This window comes from Variovorax sp. Soil_C_26, assembly GCF_057657075.1.
In genome coordinates, this window is the sequence record NZ_JBDGJC010000003.1 from 262,155 (window position 1) to 277,677 (window position 15,523).

A 15,523-nucleotide genomic window follows, 5' to 3' on the forward strand; every position below is an offset into this window, starting at 1 on the left:
ACCCGCCCCGCAACGAAGGAGCAACGACACATGTTCGCCAATGCACAGATGATGGGCGTGGACCTCGCCTTCCCCGACGTCTGCAAGACGCCGCCCGCGCTGCCGATCCCCTACCCCAACTTCGCACTCGGCCCGACCGCGATTCCGAACGCGTGGAACATCCTCTACGGCGGCACCCCGGCGCACAACATGGCCACGGTCACGCCGATCACCAACGGCGACAACGCGGGCGTGCTCATGGGCGTGGTATCGCAGACCGTGATGGGCCCCTCGCGCCACATCACCGGCGCCTTCACCGTGCTGCTCAAGGGCACGCCGTGCACGCGGATGACGAGCCTGTCGGTGCAGAACCGCTGCAACATGGTCGGCATGCGGATCGTGCCGAGCCAGTTCAAGGTCTTGGTTCTCGCCGCATAGCCCGGCGGCGCTACTCGAGCTTCACGCCCGCGCTGCGGATCACCTTGGCCCACTTGGTGGTCTCGGCGACGATGAACGCGTCGAACTCCTCGGGCGTGCTGCCCGCGGGAATGGTGCCCATCGCGTCGAGCTTTGCGCGCGTCTCGTCGCTCTTGATGATGCGCGACACCTCGTCGGACATGCGCTTGACGATCTCACGCGGCGTGCCCGCGGGCGCGATCATGCCTGCCCAGGTGCTGCCGGTGAAGCCCGCGAAGCCCTGCTCGATGAAGGTCGGCACCTCGGGCGCCGCGGCCAGGCGCTTGTCGCCCGCCACGCCGATGAGCCGCACCTTGCCCGCCTTGGCCTGGTTGATCAGGCCGGTGGGCGCGTCGAAGAAGAGCTGGATCTGCCCGCCCATCAGGTCGGTTAGCGCGGGCGCGGCACCGCGGTATGGGATGTGGATCATGTAGGTCTGCGTGAGCGACTTCCAGAGCTCGGTCGTCAGGTGCGCGGCCGAGCCGTTGCCCGACGAGCCGAAGCTCACCTTGCCCGGATTGGCGCGCGCATAGGCGATCAGTTCGCGCGCGGTCTTGAACGGCGCGTCGCTGTTGACTGCGGCCAGCAGCGGCGACACGCCCATGAGCGACACGCCCGTGAGGTCCTTCTGCGGGTCGTAGGGCAGCTTGGGATAGAGCGTGGTGTTGGCGGCATAGGCCGCGATCACCACGCCGAAGGTGCTGCCATCGGGCGCGGCCTTGGCCACCGCGTCGACGCCGATCAGGCTGTTGGCACCGGGCTTGTTGTCGATCAGCACCGGCTGCCCGAGCCGGGCCTGCAGGCCCACCTGCACGAGCCGCGCCATCTGGTCGGTGAAACCGCCCGGCGTGTACGGCACGACGATGCGGACCGGCTTGCTGGGCCAGGCAGATTGGGCGAAGGCAGGAACGGCGAGGCTGCTGCTCGCGGCGGCTGCGGCAGCGAGCGTGAAATGGCGGCGCGAAATTCTGATCGAGGACATGAAGGCGGCTTTCTCTGACGGAAGTAAACATTCATTCTCGAAGCGCAACCACGGCGCCGCGCTCAGGGTTTGCCCGCCGCGCGCAGGCGCGGTTTTCTCTTCAGAGCGGCAGCACGTCGCGCACGCGTTCCGCACCTGCGTCGAGCCAGGCCTCGAACTCGTCCGAAAGCCGTTGGGCCTCGCGCGTGGCCTTGTGCCACGCGGCCACGCGCGCCGGCGTGTCGTGCGCAAAGTGAATGAAGTCCTTGCGGTCGGGCAGCTTGCCGTTGGGCAGCGAGCGCACCCACGCCGGGTCGGGCGCGAGCACCACCATGCGGTCGAGGAAGCCGGTCGCCCGGTGGCGCCAGCGCAGGCCCTTGTCGAGCCAGCCCGGCACCACCGCGCGCTGGAAATGCGGGTACAGCACGATGCCCTCGTCCGCCGGCTGGTAGTCGAGGTGCAGGTGGTAGTCGGTGATGCCGCCGTCCCAGTAGGCGCCGCGCGGCGCGCCCGGAATGTCGTGCACTGCGGACAGCAGGAACGGGATCGAGCACGAGGCCTGCAGCACCAGGTTGAAGTTCGCTTCGCTGAGCGCATGCTGGCGCGTACGGAAGTCGCGCGTGCCGAAAGGCAGCGCAGCGCCCGGCGTCGAGAACACGCAGCGCTCGAGCCATGCGCCCAGGCCCTTGCGGTACACGCTGTTGGTGGCAAAGGCGCCCAGGTAGCCGAAGGGCGTGCGCGCCCTGCCCTCGCGCCCGAGGATGTGGCGCCCGCGCGAGGTCACCACATGGAGCCGGTAGCGCGAATGCCCGAGCACCTCGCCGATGCGTCCGCCATAGAACGTGGTCAGGCTTTCCGCAAAGCGTTCGCTGAGTTGGTGCGGACTGAGCCGCTTCTGCCCCGGCGGAATATCGAACTGCTGGCGCACGTAGTCGTGCTCGAAGCGCTCGAAGGCCGTCTGCGGATCGGCCAGGCAGGCCGTCGCGAGCCGCCAGGCGCCGATCGATGCGCCCACCAGGTCGACCGGCTGGCTCGACCGGGCAAGCCAGCGCCCGAAGATGAAGCGGTCGAGCGGCCCGAGCACCAGCCCCTTGGGCCCGCCCGCCGCGCCGGGGATCGTGCGCACGTCGTTCGGGCGCAGGCCGTGCTGTTCGATGTGCCTGCGGGCCGTGGGACCGGCGTAGATGCGCAGGGCTTTCATCGTTGCGCGAAGGGATCGAGCACCTCGACACCGAAACCCGCGAAGTCGCCGACGTTGCGCGTCACGACGATCAGCGCGTGCTGCTTGGCCGTGGCGGCGATCATCGCGTCCTCGTACAGAGTGTTCGAACTGCGATGCATCAGCTTGGCCCAGAGCCTGAAGGTTTCGGCATCCATCGGCAGCACGTTGTAGGACGCGGCAACCAGCGCGGCCCACTGCTCGATCTCGGTGGCCTTCGCGGAATCCTGTTCGCGGGTGAGTTCGATGCCGGCCTGAATCTCGCCCAGCGTGACCGCCGACAGGTGCAGGTCGGCGTCAGCGATCGGCGTCAGCCATGCGAGCACCGCGCCATGCGGGCGGGCTCTGCGCAGTTCCGAGATGACGTTCGTGTCGAGCAGGTACATGGCCGCTCTCAGCGCATCGGCGCGACCCGGCGCCGGCGCGCGTTGCCGCGCGGCGGCACCAGGAAATCGGTGCGCGCTTCCGCCGAGAGCAGCAGATCCTTGAGCGATGGCTGGGCCGTGGCATGCAGCCGCCGCCATTCCGCCGCAGGAACCAGCACGGCCGCTTCGGCGCCGCGCTTGGTCACCATCTGCGGCCCTTCGGCGAGGCATGCATCGAGAAATTCACTAAAACGCGCCTTGGCGTCTTGTACCGGCCAAGTCTTCATTGCGACCCTTCAGACTAGTTATCTGACTAGTTTAACACGGCCCGTTGTGGGGCCAGCGCCAAGTGCCGGCGTCGCTCCCAGGAAGCGGCACAAATGCACAGTTGCGATGGATGTCGCTCGGCGAAGGCGGCGCGCGCGGAATCGGTCCCGCCACCATGTCGGACCAACCACAAACACCCTCCCAGAGAGTCCATTCCAATGACCCGCTTCAGTCGCTTTCATCAAAAGGTCTATTTCGGCACGGCGAGCCATCGCACCGCCTTGCAGCATCTGCAGGACGAAGGCATCGGCCGCATCTCGCTCATCAGCGACGAAAGCGCGCAGTCCCAGGGCTTGCTCGGTGTGCTCGAGGAAAGCCTTCAGTCGCTGGGCTTGCAGTTCGATACCCACCTGGCCGATCCCACCGCCAAGTACGAAGATATCGTCACGCTGGCCGGGCGCATCAACACCCAGTCCTATGGGTGCTACATGTCGCTCGGCGGCAATTTCCTCAACTTCGTCGCCAAGTTCATCTGGATGCTGGCCGAGGATCCGCAGTTCGACGTCCGGCGGCTGAGTACCGACTTCGTGCAGGCGCAGCACGTGTCGGTGGTCCGCCGCACCGGACGGGCCATCCATGTCGCCATTCCCGCGGCCTACATGCTCGGCGGCGAGTTCGGCCATTTCGTTTTCGCAAGCTTCCGCGACGGCCTCACCAACGCCTACCTCGACGATGCGCTGCTGCCGACGCGCCTCGTGCTGGATCCGGCGCTGCTCACGACCGTAACCGCCGACGACCTGGCCGCCCAGGGCTTCGACTCCTTCACGCACTGCATCGAATGCTTCGCTCACGACGTCGACCTGCCGATCGTCAAGGCCGCGTGCCTGCAGGGCGCCAAGGCCCTGCACGACCACCTGCCCGCCCTGCTCGCCGATCAGGGCGACGTGGCCGCGCGGGCGCAGGTCCAGGCGGGCATCTGGGGCGGTAGCGTGGCGGTCAGCAACCTGTTCTCCGGCATCGTGCATTCGATGACCTCGATGTATTCGGCGAAGCTGGGCGTGCTGCACGGCGCGGCGCACGCCCTTACGCTTCCCGCCGCGATCGAATTCCTGGCCGAAGATCCGGCAACGGCCGCGCGCCTCGGCGAGATGGCGGCCCACCTGGGCATCGCCGCCGCGACGGACCCGCAGGCCGCGCACGAGCTCGCCCGCGCCACCGAGGCCTTCGCGCAGCGCATCGGGCTCGCCACGACGGTCAGCGGCGCGGGCATCGCACTCGACCGGTTCACGCGACTGCTGCCGGAGATGGCACGCGGCGCAGCCGCCTACCAGTCGACGCGGCTGATCTCGCGCCCCGCGGACGCCGCCCAGTTGCAGGCGATCCTCGAGGCTGCCGCCCGATGACGGCATGTGCTTGAATTGGTGCCATCGATCGTCACCTACCCATTCCGGCCGCCTGTGTTACGGCGGCCGGTCACGCAAGGAGCACCACCATGAGTTCGACAGAATCCGCCATCCTCGCAGGAGGCTGCTTTTGGGGCATGCAGGACCTGATCCGCAAGATGCCCGGCGTCCTGCACACCCGCGTCGGCTATACCGGCGGGGACGTGCCCAATGCCACGTACCGCAACCACGGCACGCATGCCGAAGCGATCGAGGTGGTGTTCGACCCGGCGCAGACCAGCTACCGCGCGCTGCTGGAGTTCTTCTTCCAGATCCACGATCCGAGCACCCGCAACCGGCAGGGCAACGACCTGGGCACTTCCTACCGCTCCGCTATCTATTTCACGTCGCCCGAACAGAAGGCGGTGGCGCTGGACATCATCGCCGACGTCGATGCCTCGGGCTTGTGGCCGGGCAAGGTCGTCACCGAACTCGAGCCGGCCGGCCCTTTCTGGGAGGCCGAACCGGAGCACCAGGACTATCTGGAGCGCCTCCCGAACGGCTACACCTGCCACTTCGTGCGGCCCGACTGGAAGCTGCCGCGCCGCGACAAGGCCGCCGCGCGGTAGCCTCACCTCGCCGGCTCAGGGCCTGCGCAACCCCTGCAGCTTGGCGAACGCGCTGGCCATCTGCCCCGCGGGCTGCGGCGAGTTGTCTCGGCGCGGCCCCTGCTGGCCGCGGCCTGCGCCCTCGAAGCGTTTGTCGCGCGGGCCGTCGCGGCGCGCGGGCGCAGCGTCGAGCTTCATCGACAGGCCGATGCGCTTGCGCGCCACGTCCACTTCCATCACCTTGACCTTGACGATGTCGCCGGTCTTCACGACCTCGCGCGCATCGTTCACGAACTTGTGGCTCAGCTGGCTCACATGCACCAGGCCGTCCTGGTGCACGCCCAGGTCGATGAAGGCGCCGAACTGCGCCACGTTGCTCACGGTGCCCTCGAGGATCATGCCTTCGACGAGGTCGGCAATGTCGTCCACGCCGTCGTTGAAGCGCGCCACCTTGAAGTCGGGACGCGGGTCGCGGCCGGGCTTCTCGAGCTCGCCGAGGATGTCCTTGACCGTGATGACGCCGAACTTCTCGTTCGCGAACAGCTCGGGCTTGAGCGTCTTGAGCATGTCGGCGCGGCCCATCAGCTCGGCGATGGGCTTGCCGGTCTTGACGATGATCTGCTCGACCAGCGGATAGGTCTCGGGGTGCACGCCGGTGATATCGAGCGGGTCGGCGCCGCCGCGAATGCGCAAGAAGCCCGCGCTCTGCTCGAAGGCCTTGGGACCGAAGCCCGTCACGTCGAGCAATTGCTTGCGCGTGGAGAACGCGCCGTTCGCCTCGCGCCAGCGCACCACCGCCTTGGCCACGCTGCCCGACAGGCCCGAGACGCGGCTCAAGAGCGGCACGCTCGCGGTGTTGAGGTCGACGCCGACCGAGTTCACGCAATCCTCCACCACCGTCTGCAGCGTGCGCGCAAGCTCGCTCTGGTTCACGTCGTGCTGGTACTGGCCCACGCCGATGCTCTTGGGGTCGATCTTGACCAGCTCGGCCAGCGGGTCCTGCAGCCGGCGCGCGATGCTGGCGGCGCCGCGCAGGCTCACGTCCACGTCCGGCATCTCCTGCGAGGCGAATTCGCTCGCCGAATACACCGAGGCGCCGGCTTCGCTAACCACCACCTTCTCGACTGTCATCTCGGGTGCGCCGGCCTGTGCGGCCATCTTGGCGATCAGCTTGATCAGGTCGGCCGCGAGCTTGTCGGTCTCGCGGCTCGCGGTGCCGTTGCCGATGGCGATCAGGTTCACGCCATGCTTGGCGCAGAGCTTGCCGAGCGTGTGCAGCGAGCCTTCCCAGTCCTTGCGCGGCTCGTGCGGAAACACGGTCGCGGTCTCGACCAGCTTGCCGGTGGCATCGACCACGGCCACCTTCACGCCGGTGCGGATGCCGGGGTCCAGGCCCATCACCACGCGCGGGCCGGCCGGTGCGGCCAGCAGCAGGTCGCGCAGGTTGTCGGCAAACACCTTGATCGCGACCTTTTCGGCCTCTTCGCGCAGCCGCGTGAACAGGTCGCGCTCGGTCGACAGCGCGAGCTTCACGCGCCAGGCCCAGGCCACGCACTTGCGGATCAGGTCGTCCCCCGCGCGGCCGGCATGGCTCCAGCCCAGGTGCAGCGCGATCCGGCCCTCGGCGATGCTGGGCTTGCCCGGCTCGGGCTCGACGGGCAGCGCGAGCTTGGCGTCCAGGATCTCGAGCGAGCGGCCACGGAACACCGCAAGCGCGCGGTGCGAAGGCACGCGCCCGATCGGCTCGTCGTAGTCGAAGTAGTCGCGGAACTTGGCGACGTCGGGGTTGTTTTCGTCCTTGCCGGCCATCAGGCTCGACTTGAGCAGGCCTTCGCTCCAGAGCCATTCGCGCAGGCGCTGCACCAGCACCGCATCCTCGGCCCAGCGCTCCGACAGGATGTCGCGCACGCCGTCGAGCACCGCCGGCACCGTCGAGAAATCGGGTCCGGGCTTGCCGTCGTCGAGCGTGGTGGCGGGCTGCAGGAAGGCCTTGGCCTCGGCGGCGGGATCGAGCGTCGGGTCGGCCATGAGCTTGTCCGCGAGCGGCTCGATGCCGAACTCGCGCGCGATCTGGCCCTTGGTGCGGCGCTTCTGCTTGAACGGCAGGTACAGGTCCTCGAGCTCCTGCTTGGTCGGCGCGAACTCGATCGCGGCGCGCAGTTCGGGCGTGAGCTTGCCCTGCTCGTCGATGGCCTTGATCACCGCGGCGCGGCGGTCCTCGAGCTCGCGCAGGTACGAAAGCCGGGCTTCGAGTTCGCGCAGCTGGGTGTCGTCGAGGCCGTCGGTCGCCTCCTTGCGGTAGCGCGCGATGAATGGAACCGTGGCGCCCCCGTCGAGCAGCTCGACGGCGGCCTTCACCTGATGCTCTCCCACCTTGATCTCGGCGGCGAGCTGGCGAATGATTTTCTGCATTGCTGAGTGGCGTCCCTGTCGCTGCGATCGGCCGGGCCGGTCGCGTTGGTCGAATGAAGCGCGGGAGTTTGCCATAGCGAAAAACGGCGACCCCAGCATTTTGATTTTTACCCGGGTATATTGACTGCGTAGTTTTACCCGGGCAAAATTTCGGAATGATGCTTTCACACGACTCCCGGCGCGCGCTGACGCGCCAGTACAAGGAAACGGTGCGCCCCGCCGGCGTGTTCGCCATCCGCAACCTCGAGAGCGGCCGCGTGCTCGTGCTGGCGAGCCTCGACCTGACCAGCATGATGAACCGCCAGCGCTTCCAGCTCGACCAGGGCAAGCACCCCAACCGCGCGCTGCAGCAGGACTGGACCGCACTCGGATCCGGCGCCTTCCGCTTCGAGGAATTCGCGCGCGTGAAGGAGCGGGACGATCCCACGTTCGACCGCGCGGCGGAACTCGAAGCGCTGTTCGCGCTGTGGTGCGAGGAATGCGACTGCCACGGCACGCAGGGCTACAACGGCCCCGCCAAGCGCAAGCCCTGACCGCATGCCCGCCGCGCCCATTGCGCTGTTTTTCCTGTCGCCCCGCGAGAAGCGCGGTCGGCGAAATTGTTCCCGGGTAAATTACCTCGCCACCGCCATGATTTCCAAGACCCCCGATCCTTCGACCGCCGCCTTGCCGGCCACCTTCACCGCCTTCTGCGGCTTCGAGCGCATTGCCCGCGGTTCGCGCGCCGAGGTGATCGCCGCGCTGCGCACCCGCGGCGACGCTGCAACCTGCCTCGTGTTCGACGACCACACCGGCATGCAGGTCGACCTCGACCTGCGCGACGCTGCACAGCCGCCCGAGGCCGTCATGACGGGCGAGCCGCCGCGCGGCGTGGGCCGGCCGAAGCTCGGCGTGGTCGCGCGCGAGGTCACGCTGCTGCCGCGCCAGTGGGAATGGCTCGCGCGCCAGCCCGGCGGCGCCTCGGTCGCGCTGCGCCGGCTGGTCGACGACGCGCGCCGCGTGCATGCCGGGCGCGATGCCGCCCGCGGCGCGCGCGAAGCCGCCTACGGCGTGATGACCGGCCTGGCGGGCAACCTGCCGGGTTTCGAGGAAGCCACCCGCGCGCTCTTCGCGGGCGACCGCGCCGGCTTCGAAGCGCACCTGGCCGCCTGGCCCGACGACCTGCGCACCCACCTGCACGAACTGTCCGGCCCGAGCTGGCCCCAAGAATGAACGACAAGACCGAGAACGCCCCGTCCAACCCCAGCGGCCTGCAGGGCACACCGGTGGCACCCGTCGGTGCGCCGCGCGCGCTCTGGAAGACCTTCCTGTTCTTCCTGGCGCCGATGCTGCTCAGCAACATCCTGCAGTCCCTTTCGGGCACGCTCAACAACATCTACATCGGCCAGATGATCGGCGTCGGTGCGCTGGCCGCGGTCTCGAGCTTCTTTCCGGTGATGTTCTTCTTCATCGCCTTCGTCATCGGCCTGGGCGCCGGCGCCTCGGTGCTGATCGGCCAGGCCTGGGGCGCACGCGATGCGGCCAAAGCCAAGGCCATTGCCGGCACCACCCTCACTGTCGGCGTCCTCATGGGGTTGGTGATCGCGGTGTTCGGCGGCGCTTTCACCACACCGATGCTCGCCGCCCTGGGCACGCCGCCCGACGTGCTGGCCGACGCCACGAGCTATGCCCGCATCATGCTGATCGCGATGCCGGGGCTGTTCGTCTTCCTGCTGTCCACCGCCATGCTGCGCGGCGTCGGCGACACGGTCACGCCGCTGCTCACGCTGATCATCTCGACGGCGATCGGGCTCGTCGTCACGCCCGCACTGATCCGCGGCTGGGGCGGGCTGCCGCAGCTCGGCGTGGCGAGTGCCGCCTGGGCCAGCGTGCTCGCCTTCATGCTCGCGACGCTGTGGATGGGCTGGCGCCTGCACCGGCGCAAGAGCCCTCTCGCGCCCGACCTGGCCTTCCTGCACAGCATGCGCATCGATCCGAAGCTGCTCAAGGCAGTGCTCAAGGTGGGCGTGCCCACGGGCGTGCAGATGATCGTGGTGGCGCTGTCCGAACTGGTGCTGCTCTCGCTGGTCAACAGCCACGGCTCGAGCGCGACGGCGGCCTACGGCGCGGTCAACCAGGTGGTGGCGTACGTACAGTTCCCGGCCATCTCGATCGCGATCACCGCGTCGATCCTCGGCGCGCAGGCCATCGGCGCGGGCCGGGCCGACCGACTCGGCGCCATCGCCAAGACCGCGATGCTGATGAACCTGGCGCTGACGGGCGGGCTGGTGCTGCTGGGCTACCTGTTCTCGCGCCACCTCATGGGCTTCTTCATCACGAGCGCGCCCGTGATCGAGATCGCGCAGACGCTGCTGCACATCATGCTGTGGAGCCTGGTGATCTTCGGCATGGCGTCGGCCCTGTCGGGCATCATGCGCGCGAGCGGCTCGGTGCTGGTGCCCACGCTGATCTCGATCGTCTGCCTGCTCGGCCTCGAGGTGCCGGTTGCCTGGTTCCTCAGCGACCGCATCGGGCTCAACGGCATCTGGTACGCGTACCCGGTGACCTTTAGCGCAATGCTGCTGCTGCAGACGGCCTACTACCGCTTGGTGTGGCGCAAAAAGGCGATCGCGCGGCTGGTGTAGCTGCCCCGCCCTGCCGCTCACGGGCCGCGGCGGCTCAGTCGCCGTCGAAGGCGCGCTGCACCTCGGCGATGTCGAGCTTGACCATCTTCATCATGGCCCGCATCGCGCGCGCGGCCTTGGCCGAGTCCTTGTCCTGGAACATCCGGATCATCGGCATGGGCACGGTCTGCCACGACACGCCGAAGCGGTCGGTGAGCCAGCCGCATTGCACCGGCTGGCCGCCGCCCTCGAGCAGCTTCTCCCAGTAGTGGTCGACCTCGGCCTGGGTCTCGCAATGCACGGCCATCGAGATCGCCGGCGTGAACTTGTACTCCGGCCCGCCGTTGAGCACCATGAACGACTGCCCGTCGAGCTCGAAGGTTGCCGTCAGCAGCGTTCCCTGGCGCTCGGGGTTGGTCTCGCCCCAGAGCAGCGTGTCGGTCACCCGCGAGTTCGGAAAGATCGCGCTGTAGAACTTCAGCGCGTCTTCGCCGTTGCGGTCGAACCAGAGGCAGGGAACGATCTTCTGCATGGGAATCTCCTGGACTGTTGATGATGAACCGATGAGTTCAGTATCAACAGCCTACGCGCGCTTGTCAAGCGCGGTCGCCGCGTGCGCCTTCGATCATGCGCCACGCACTCAGCGCACTGAGCACCGCGAGCCCGGCGCTCAGCAGCATCACCCAGCGAAAGCCGGCGACGAAGGATTCGGCCACCAACCGCTTGAGCGCGGCCGCGGTGTCGGCGTCGATGCCGGGCGGCAGCGCAGCGCCCGCAAGCTTGCTGCGCTCGGCCTCGAGGAAGGCCGACACCTCGGCCGAGGCGCCCATGCCGCGCAGCCCCTCGGTCAGGGTGGCATCGAAGGCCCAGGCCATGACCACGCCGAACACCGCAATGGCCAGCACCGCGGCCGCGCGCGACACCGCGTTGTTCACGCCCGAGGCTACGCCCGCCTGCTCGGGGCCGACCGCGTTCATCACCGTGGTGGTGAGCGGCGCCACGGTCACTGTCATGCCGAAGCCCAGCACCACCACGGCGGGAAAGAACCCTTGCCAATAGCTCGCGCCGACCCCGGGCAGCGCGAACAGCGCAAAGCCCACCGCCGCGATGGCGGGGCCGACGACCAGCGGCAGGCGCGGCCCGAAGCGGTCGACGAGCTGCCCGGCCCAGCCCGAGAGCGCGAACATGATGAGGATGAACGGCAGCAGCGCCGCGCCTGCCGCGGTGGCCGAGTAGCCCTGCACCTGGATCAGGTTGAGCGGAAAGAAATACAGCCCGCCGCCGAGTGCGGCGTACAGCAGCAGCGTCAGCAGGTTGGCGCCGCTGAAATTGCCGATGCGAAACAGGCCGAGCGGCAGCATCGGCGTGCGCGTCCTGTGCTCCACCACGACGAAGCCCGCGCTCGCGGCCAGGCCGATGCCCAGTGCCGCCAGCACCATGGGCGAATCCCAGTGCTGCGTCGGCGCTTCGATGAAGGCGTAGACGATGCCGCCGAGCCCGGCGGTCGCGAGCAGTGCACCGGCCATGTCCAGCCCGCCGCCGGCCGCGGCACCGCGGCTTTCGGGCACGTGGCGCCAGGCGATCCACAGCACCAGCAGCGCCATCGGCAGGTTGATGAGAAACGCCCAGGTCCACGAGAAGTGGTCGACCAGGAAGCCGCCGAGCACCGGGCCGGCGGCGGCCGTGACGCCACTGAAGCCCGACCAGATGCCGATCGCGCGGCCGCGCTCCTTCTCGGGGAAGGCAGCGCTGATCAGCGCCAGGCTCCCCGGCACCAGCAAGGCGCCGCCGATGCCCTGCACCGCGCGCGCCGCGATGAGCTGCTGCACGGTGCCCGCGAGGGCGCAGCCGACCGAGGCGAGCGCGAAGATCGCGACGCCCACGGCGAAGATGCGGCGCCGTCCGAAGCGGTCGCCGAGCGCGCCGCCCACGAGCAGCAGCGCGGCCAGCAGCAAGGCATAGGACTCGACCACCCACTGCGCCTGGAACGCGGTGGCGCGCAGATCGGCCTGGATCGCCGGCAGTGCGACGTTGACGACGGTACCGTCGATGAAGGCCATGCTCGAACCGACGATGGCCGCGGCGAGCACCCAGGGCTTCGACGCCTCGGGACAGGCGTCTTCGCGCGCGGCGGCGCCGTGCAGGATCAGCGCGTGGTCGCAGGGTGGCTTGCCGATCTGGGCCATGGGGAGAGCCTCTGCTTTACTCCTTCCCCCTCTGGGGGAAGGTTGGGATGGGAGCTCCCTGCTTGCCACCGCGCGCCGCGCCTCGATGACCGCCGCCATGCCGCCCCCCCTGCCCTCCCCCGGAGGGGGAGGGAGAAAGACTCAAGCCGGGCATGCGGTGGCGGCCGGATTCGACCGTGCCGCGTTCACGCTGCGCGCCATCGCCGCCGCCGCGGCCGCGGTCAGGCGCTGTGCGCCCTGCGCCACCGCGTCGATACCGCTGGCGACCCCCTCGCCCACCTCGAACTGGCAGGACATCGAGCGCGCCTCGTCGGAGCGGCGCAGCGTCCAGCTGAAGGCCGCGTCGACGCGGCCGCCGTCGACCGCATCGAAGCGGCGCACCTGCACCGCGATGCGCCACGCGGGCTGTGCATTCGGCCGCCCGCCCTTGGTGACGTCGACCGCGCCGAGCCGGTCGGCAATGCCGCTCGCCAGCGCATCGCGCAATTCGTTCTCGAACGACGAGGCCCAGCGGTGCTGCTCGAGCACGTCGACCTGAACGCTGCCGGCCGAGCGCCCCACCACCATCTGCGGCCGGGCGAGCCGCTCGGGCACGGCAACGGGCGCGAGCTCGACATAGATCGGCGCGGCGGTGCCGAGCGTCGAGGGCGCGGCCTCCGCGGCCGGCACCGGGCTCGCCAGCGTGTAGTAGCTGTCGGACTTGCTCGCGCAGCCGGCAAGGGCAAGCAGCGCGGCGGCCGCCGCCAGGGCGGCGCGCGAGGCGAAGGGTCGGCCTGGTTTGCTGTTCTTCATCATTTCTTCTTGTCGTCCGGTTTGCCGCGCAAAAGCGATTCGGGATGGCGTTCGAGGTAGTCGGTCAGCACGCGCACCGAGCCCGCGGCGCGCGTCAGTTCGCGCAGCGTCTGGCGCATGTCCTGCTGCAGCGGCGAGTCGTCGGCCAGCGTGCGCTCGGCCGTGTTGACGGTCTTGCGCACGTCCTTCATGGCGGCCGCGAGCTCGGGCGTGACGTCGTTGTTGATGCGGCTCACCGCCTGCTCGGCCGTGGTCAGCGTCTTGTTGAGCGTGTTCAGCGTGGTGCGCAGGTCGGCCGCGATCTGCTCGTACGGCACCTTGTTGAGCTTGCTCGCGATCTCCTGCACCTGCGACTGAATCTCGTCCAGGCTGTTGGGCACGGTGGCGAGCTCGATCGGGCTCTTCTCGAGGTCGATCTTCGCGGGCGGCGCCTTGGGGAAGAAGTCGAGCGCCACATACACCTGCCCGGTCAGCAGGTTGCCGTTGCGCAGCTGGGCGCGCAGCCCCTTCTCGGCCAGGAAGCGCAGGCGCTCCTGCTGCGAGAAGCGTGACTCGGTGCCGCGTTCGCCGGCCCGGCGCCGCAGCCGGTCGGGGTAGACCTGCACCAGCACCGGCATGCGGAACTCGCGCGCATTGCGGTCGAACTCCACGCCGATCGACTTGACCTCGCCGATCACCACGCCGCGGAAGTCGACCGGCGCCCCCGGTGTCAGGCCGCGCAGCGACTGGTTGAAGTACATCAGCAGCGTCTGCGACGGGCCATCGGGCTCCTTCATCGCGGTGGTCTCGTCGCTCGCGAGCGCGAAGGCCGCGTTCTCCTCGGCGCGCGGCCCCATGGCGTCCTCGGGCGCGCTGAAGGCAATGCCGCCGAGCAGGATCGTGGCAAGCGATTGCGTGCGCAGCGTGAAGCCGCTCGCACTGAGCTGCGCGTCGATGCCGCTGGCCTGCCAGAAGCGGGTGTTGACGCCCACGAACTTGTCGTATGGCGCATTGACGAACACGCGCATCGTCACGCCGCGGCCATCGCCATCGAGTTCGTAGGTCGCGACCTGGCCCACCTTGATGCGCCTGAAATACACCGGCGATCCCACGTCGAGCGAACCCACGTCGGCGGCACGCAACAGGAACTGCCGGCCCGTGGCGTCGCGCGTCACGATGGGCGGGTCTTCCAGGCCCTTGAATTCGCTCGCGGTCTCTTCCGACACGCCCGCATCGGCACCGATGTAGGCACCCGACAGCAGCGTGCCCAGGCCCGAGATGCCCGAGGTGTCGAGCCGCGGCCGCACCACCCAGTAGCGCGAATCCTCGGCGGTGAAGCTCTCGGCGTCCTTGCCGAGCTGCACCGTGACCCGCACGTGCGAGCGGTCGCGTGCGAGCCGCAGGCTCTGCACGGTGCCGATCTGCACGTCCTTGTACTTGACGGCCGTCTTGTTGGCCTCGAGGCCTTCGGCGGTCTCGAAGGTGAGCACGATCTCGGGTCCGCGCTCCATGATGATGCGCACCACCAGCATCACGCCCACCAGCGCGGCGACGATGGGTATCAGCCAGATCAACGATGGCAGCCATTCGCGCCGGCGCACCACGCGCGGCGGCGGAAGGCCCGGCGGCGTCGTCTGGTCGTTGGCTCTGGCTTGGTCTTCGTCACTCATGCTGTTCTTGCTTCCCGGTCGTCACTGGTTGGTTCACGTCGTTCCCGATCGGCCTGCTGCTGCTGTCGGCTGTCCCAGGTGAGCCTCGGATCGAAGCTCAGTGAGGCCAGCATGGTCAGCACCACCACCGACCCGAAGGCCGCGATGCCCACGCCCGCGTGGATCACCGCAAAGCCCTGGATCTGCACCAGTCCGGCCAGCAACGAGACGACGAACACGTCGAGCATCGACCAGCGGCCGATGATCTCGACGATGTGATAGAGCTTGGCGCGCTCGGGCCGGCGCCAGTCGCTGCCGCGCTGGGCCAGCACGGTCAGCAGGAGCAGCACCGTCAGCTTGAACAGCGGCACCAGAAAGCTCGCGATGAAGATGATCGCCGCGAGCCCGTAGGAGCCCGAGATCCAGAAGTAGATCACGCCGCTCAGGATGGTGTCGTACTGCGCGCCGAACAGCGAGCGCGTGATCATCACCGGCAGCAGATTGGCCGGGATGTACATGATGCAGGCCGCAATGAGGAAGGCCCAGGTGCGGCTCAGGCTGTAGGGCTTGCGCCGGTACAGGTGCGTGCCGCAGCGCTCGCAGCGCTCGCCTTCGGCCGCATCGCGCCACACGGCGTCGCAGTGCGGGCAGGCCAGCAGTCCCAT

16 protein-coding genes are annotated in these 15,523 nt (G+C 68.7%); 6 read left to right on the forward strand and 10 right to left on the reverse strand.

Annotated elements, in window-relative coordinates; all coding sequences use genetic code 11:
- Positions 1–30 precede the first annotated feature (30 nt).
- Positions 31–417 carry a DUF4150 domain-containing protein gene (locus AC3A6G_RS10725; RefSeq protein ID WP_487859094.1) on the forward strand — a complete coding sequence of 129 codons (387 nt, stop codon included), beginning with the start codon at positions 31–33 and terminating at the stop codon, positions 415–417.
- 10 nt (positions 418–427) lie between these two features.
- Here the strand turns inward: AC3A6G_RS10725 and AC3A6G_RS10730 are convergent, their stop codons facing one another.
- From AC3A6G_RS10730 to AC3A6G_RS10745, 4 genes are all read right to left on the reverse strand, one after another.
- Entirely contained in the window at positions 428–1,417 is a 990-nt protein-coding gene (locus AC3A6G_RS10730; RefSeq protein WP_487859093.1) for a tripartite tricarboxylate transporter substrate binding protein, read from the reverse strand.
- A gap of 100 nt (positions 1,418–1,517) precedes the next feature.
- Positions 1,518–2,597, reverse strand: a complete 1,080-nt coding sequence (locus AC3A6G_RS10735; RefSeq protein ID WP_487859092.1) for a patatin-like phospholipase domain-containing protein — start codon at positions 2,595–2,597, stop codon at positions 1,518–1,520.
- Positions 2,594–3,001 carry a PIN domain-containing protein gene (locus AC3A6G_RS10740; RefSeq protein ID WP_487859091.1) on the reverse strand — a complete coding sequence of 136 codons (408 nt, stop codon included), beginning with the start codon at positions 2,999–3,001 and terminating at the stop codon, positions 2,594–2,596. Before AC3A6G_RS10740 ends, AC3A6G_RS10735 begins: the two co-directional genes overlap by 4 nt.
- A gap of 8 nt (positions 3,002–3,009) precedes the next feature.
- The gene (locus AC3A6G_RS10745; protein ID WP_487859090.1) at positions 3,010–3,267 is read right to left on the reverse strand and encodes a type II toxin-antitoxin system Phd/YefM family antitoxin; all 258 of its coding nucleotides are present in this window, start codon (positions 3,265–3,267) and stop codon (positions 3,010–3,012) included.
- Positions 3,268–3,465: 198 nt separating this feature from the next.
- Between AC3A6G_RS10745 and AC3A6G_RS10750 the strand changes: the two genes are divergently transcribed.
- Together AC3A6G_RS10750 and msrA are read left to right on the forward strand one after the other, a co-directional pair.
- Positions 3,466–4,650, forward strand: a complete 1,185-nt coding sequence (locus AC3A6G_RS10750; protein ID WP_487859089.1) for a hypothetical protein — start codon at positions 3,466–3,468, stop codon at positions 4,648–4,650.
- 89 nt (positions 4,651–4,739) lie between these two features.
- A complete protein-coding gene (gene msrA / locus AC3A6G_RS10755; protein ID WP_487859088.1) occupies positions 4,740–5,258 on the forward strand; it encodes a peptide-methionine (S)-S-oxide reductase MsrA in 519 nt (172 codons plus the stop codon).
- Positions 5,259–5,273: 15 nt separating this feature from the next.
- On the opposite strand, the gene AC3A6G_RS10760 is transcribed toward msrA, so the two are convergent.
- Complete coding sequence (locus tag AC3A6G_RS10760; protein ID WP_487859087.1) at positions 5,274–7,649, reverse strand: Tex family protein; 2,376 nt, start codon at positions 7,647–7,649, stop codon at positions 5,274–5,276.
- 155 nt (positions 7,650–7,804) lie between these two features.
- On the opposite strand from AC3A6G_RS10760, the gene AC3A6G_RS10765 reads away from it, so the two are divergent.
- The 3 genes from AC3A6G_RS10765 (at position 7,805) to AC3A6G_RS10775 (ending at position 10,273) form a co-directional block, all read left to right on the forward strand.
- Positions 7,805–8,182 carry a GIY-YIG nuclease family protein gene (locus tag AC3A6G_RS10765; RefSeq protein WP_487859086.1) on the forward strand — a complete coding sequence of 126 codons (378 nt, stop codon included), beginning with the start codon at positions 7,805–7,807 and terminating at the stop codon, positions 8,180–8,182.
- 97 nt (positions 8,183–8,279) lie between these two features.
- Entirely contained in the window at positions 8,280–8,861 is a 582-nt protein-coding gene (locus tag AC3A6G_RS10770; protein WP_487859085.1) for a DUF2239 family protein, read from the forward strand.
- Positions 8,858–10,273, forward strand: a complete 1,416-nt coding sequence (locus AC3A6G_RS10775) for an MATE family efflux transporter (protein ID WP_487859084.1) — start codon at positions 8,858–8,860, stop codon at positions 10,271–10,273. Before AC3A6G_RS10770 ends, AC3A6G_RS10775 begins: the two co-directional genes overlap by 4 nt.
- A 34-nt stretch (positions 10,274–10,307) precedes the next feature.
- Here AC3A6G_RS10775 and AC3A6G_RS10780 read toward each other — a convergent pair whose 3' ends face one another.
- The 5 genes from AC3A6G_RS10780 to AC3A6G_RS10800 form a co-directional block, all read right to left on the reverse strand.
- Complete coding sequence (locus tag AC3A6G_RS10780; RefSeq protein ID WP_487859083.1) at positions 10,308–10,784, reverse strand: VOC family protein; 477 nt, start codon at positions 10,782–10,784, stop codon at positions 10,308–10,310.
- Between the two features lie 64 nt (positions 10,785–10,848).
- On the reverse strand, positions 10,849–12,438 hold the full coding sequence (locus AC3A6G_RS10785; RefSeq protein WP_487859082.1) for an MFS transporter: 1,590 nt from the start codon (positions 12,436–12,438) through the stop codon (positions 10,849–10,851).
- A 141-nt stretch (positions 12,439–12,579) separates the two neighbouring features.
- Positions 12,580–13,230: a PqiC family protein gene (locus AC3A6G_RS10790; RefSeq protein WP_487859081.1), complete on the reverse strand. Its 651-nt coding sequence runs from the start codon at positions 13,228–13,230 to the stop codon at positions 12,580–12,582.
- Positions 13,230–14,879: a PqiB family protein gene (locus AC3A6G_RS10795; protein ID WP_487859080.1), complete on the reverse strand. Its 1,650-nt coding sequence runs from the start codon at positions 14,877–14,879 to the stop codon at positions 13,230–13,232. The genes AC3A6G_RS10790 and AC3A6G_RS10795 overlap by 1 nt, the downstream gene beginning before the upstream one ends.
- Positions 14,876–15,523, reverse strand: a complete 648-nt coding sequence (locus AC3A6G_RS10800) for a paraquat-inducible protein A (protein ID WP_487859351.1) — start codon at positions 15,521–15,523, stop codon at positions 14,876–14,878. Before AC3A6G_RS10800 ends, AC3A6G_RS10795 begins: the two co-directional genes overlap by 4 nt.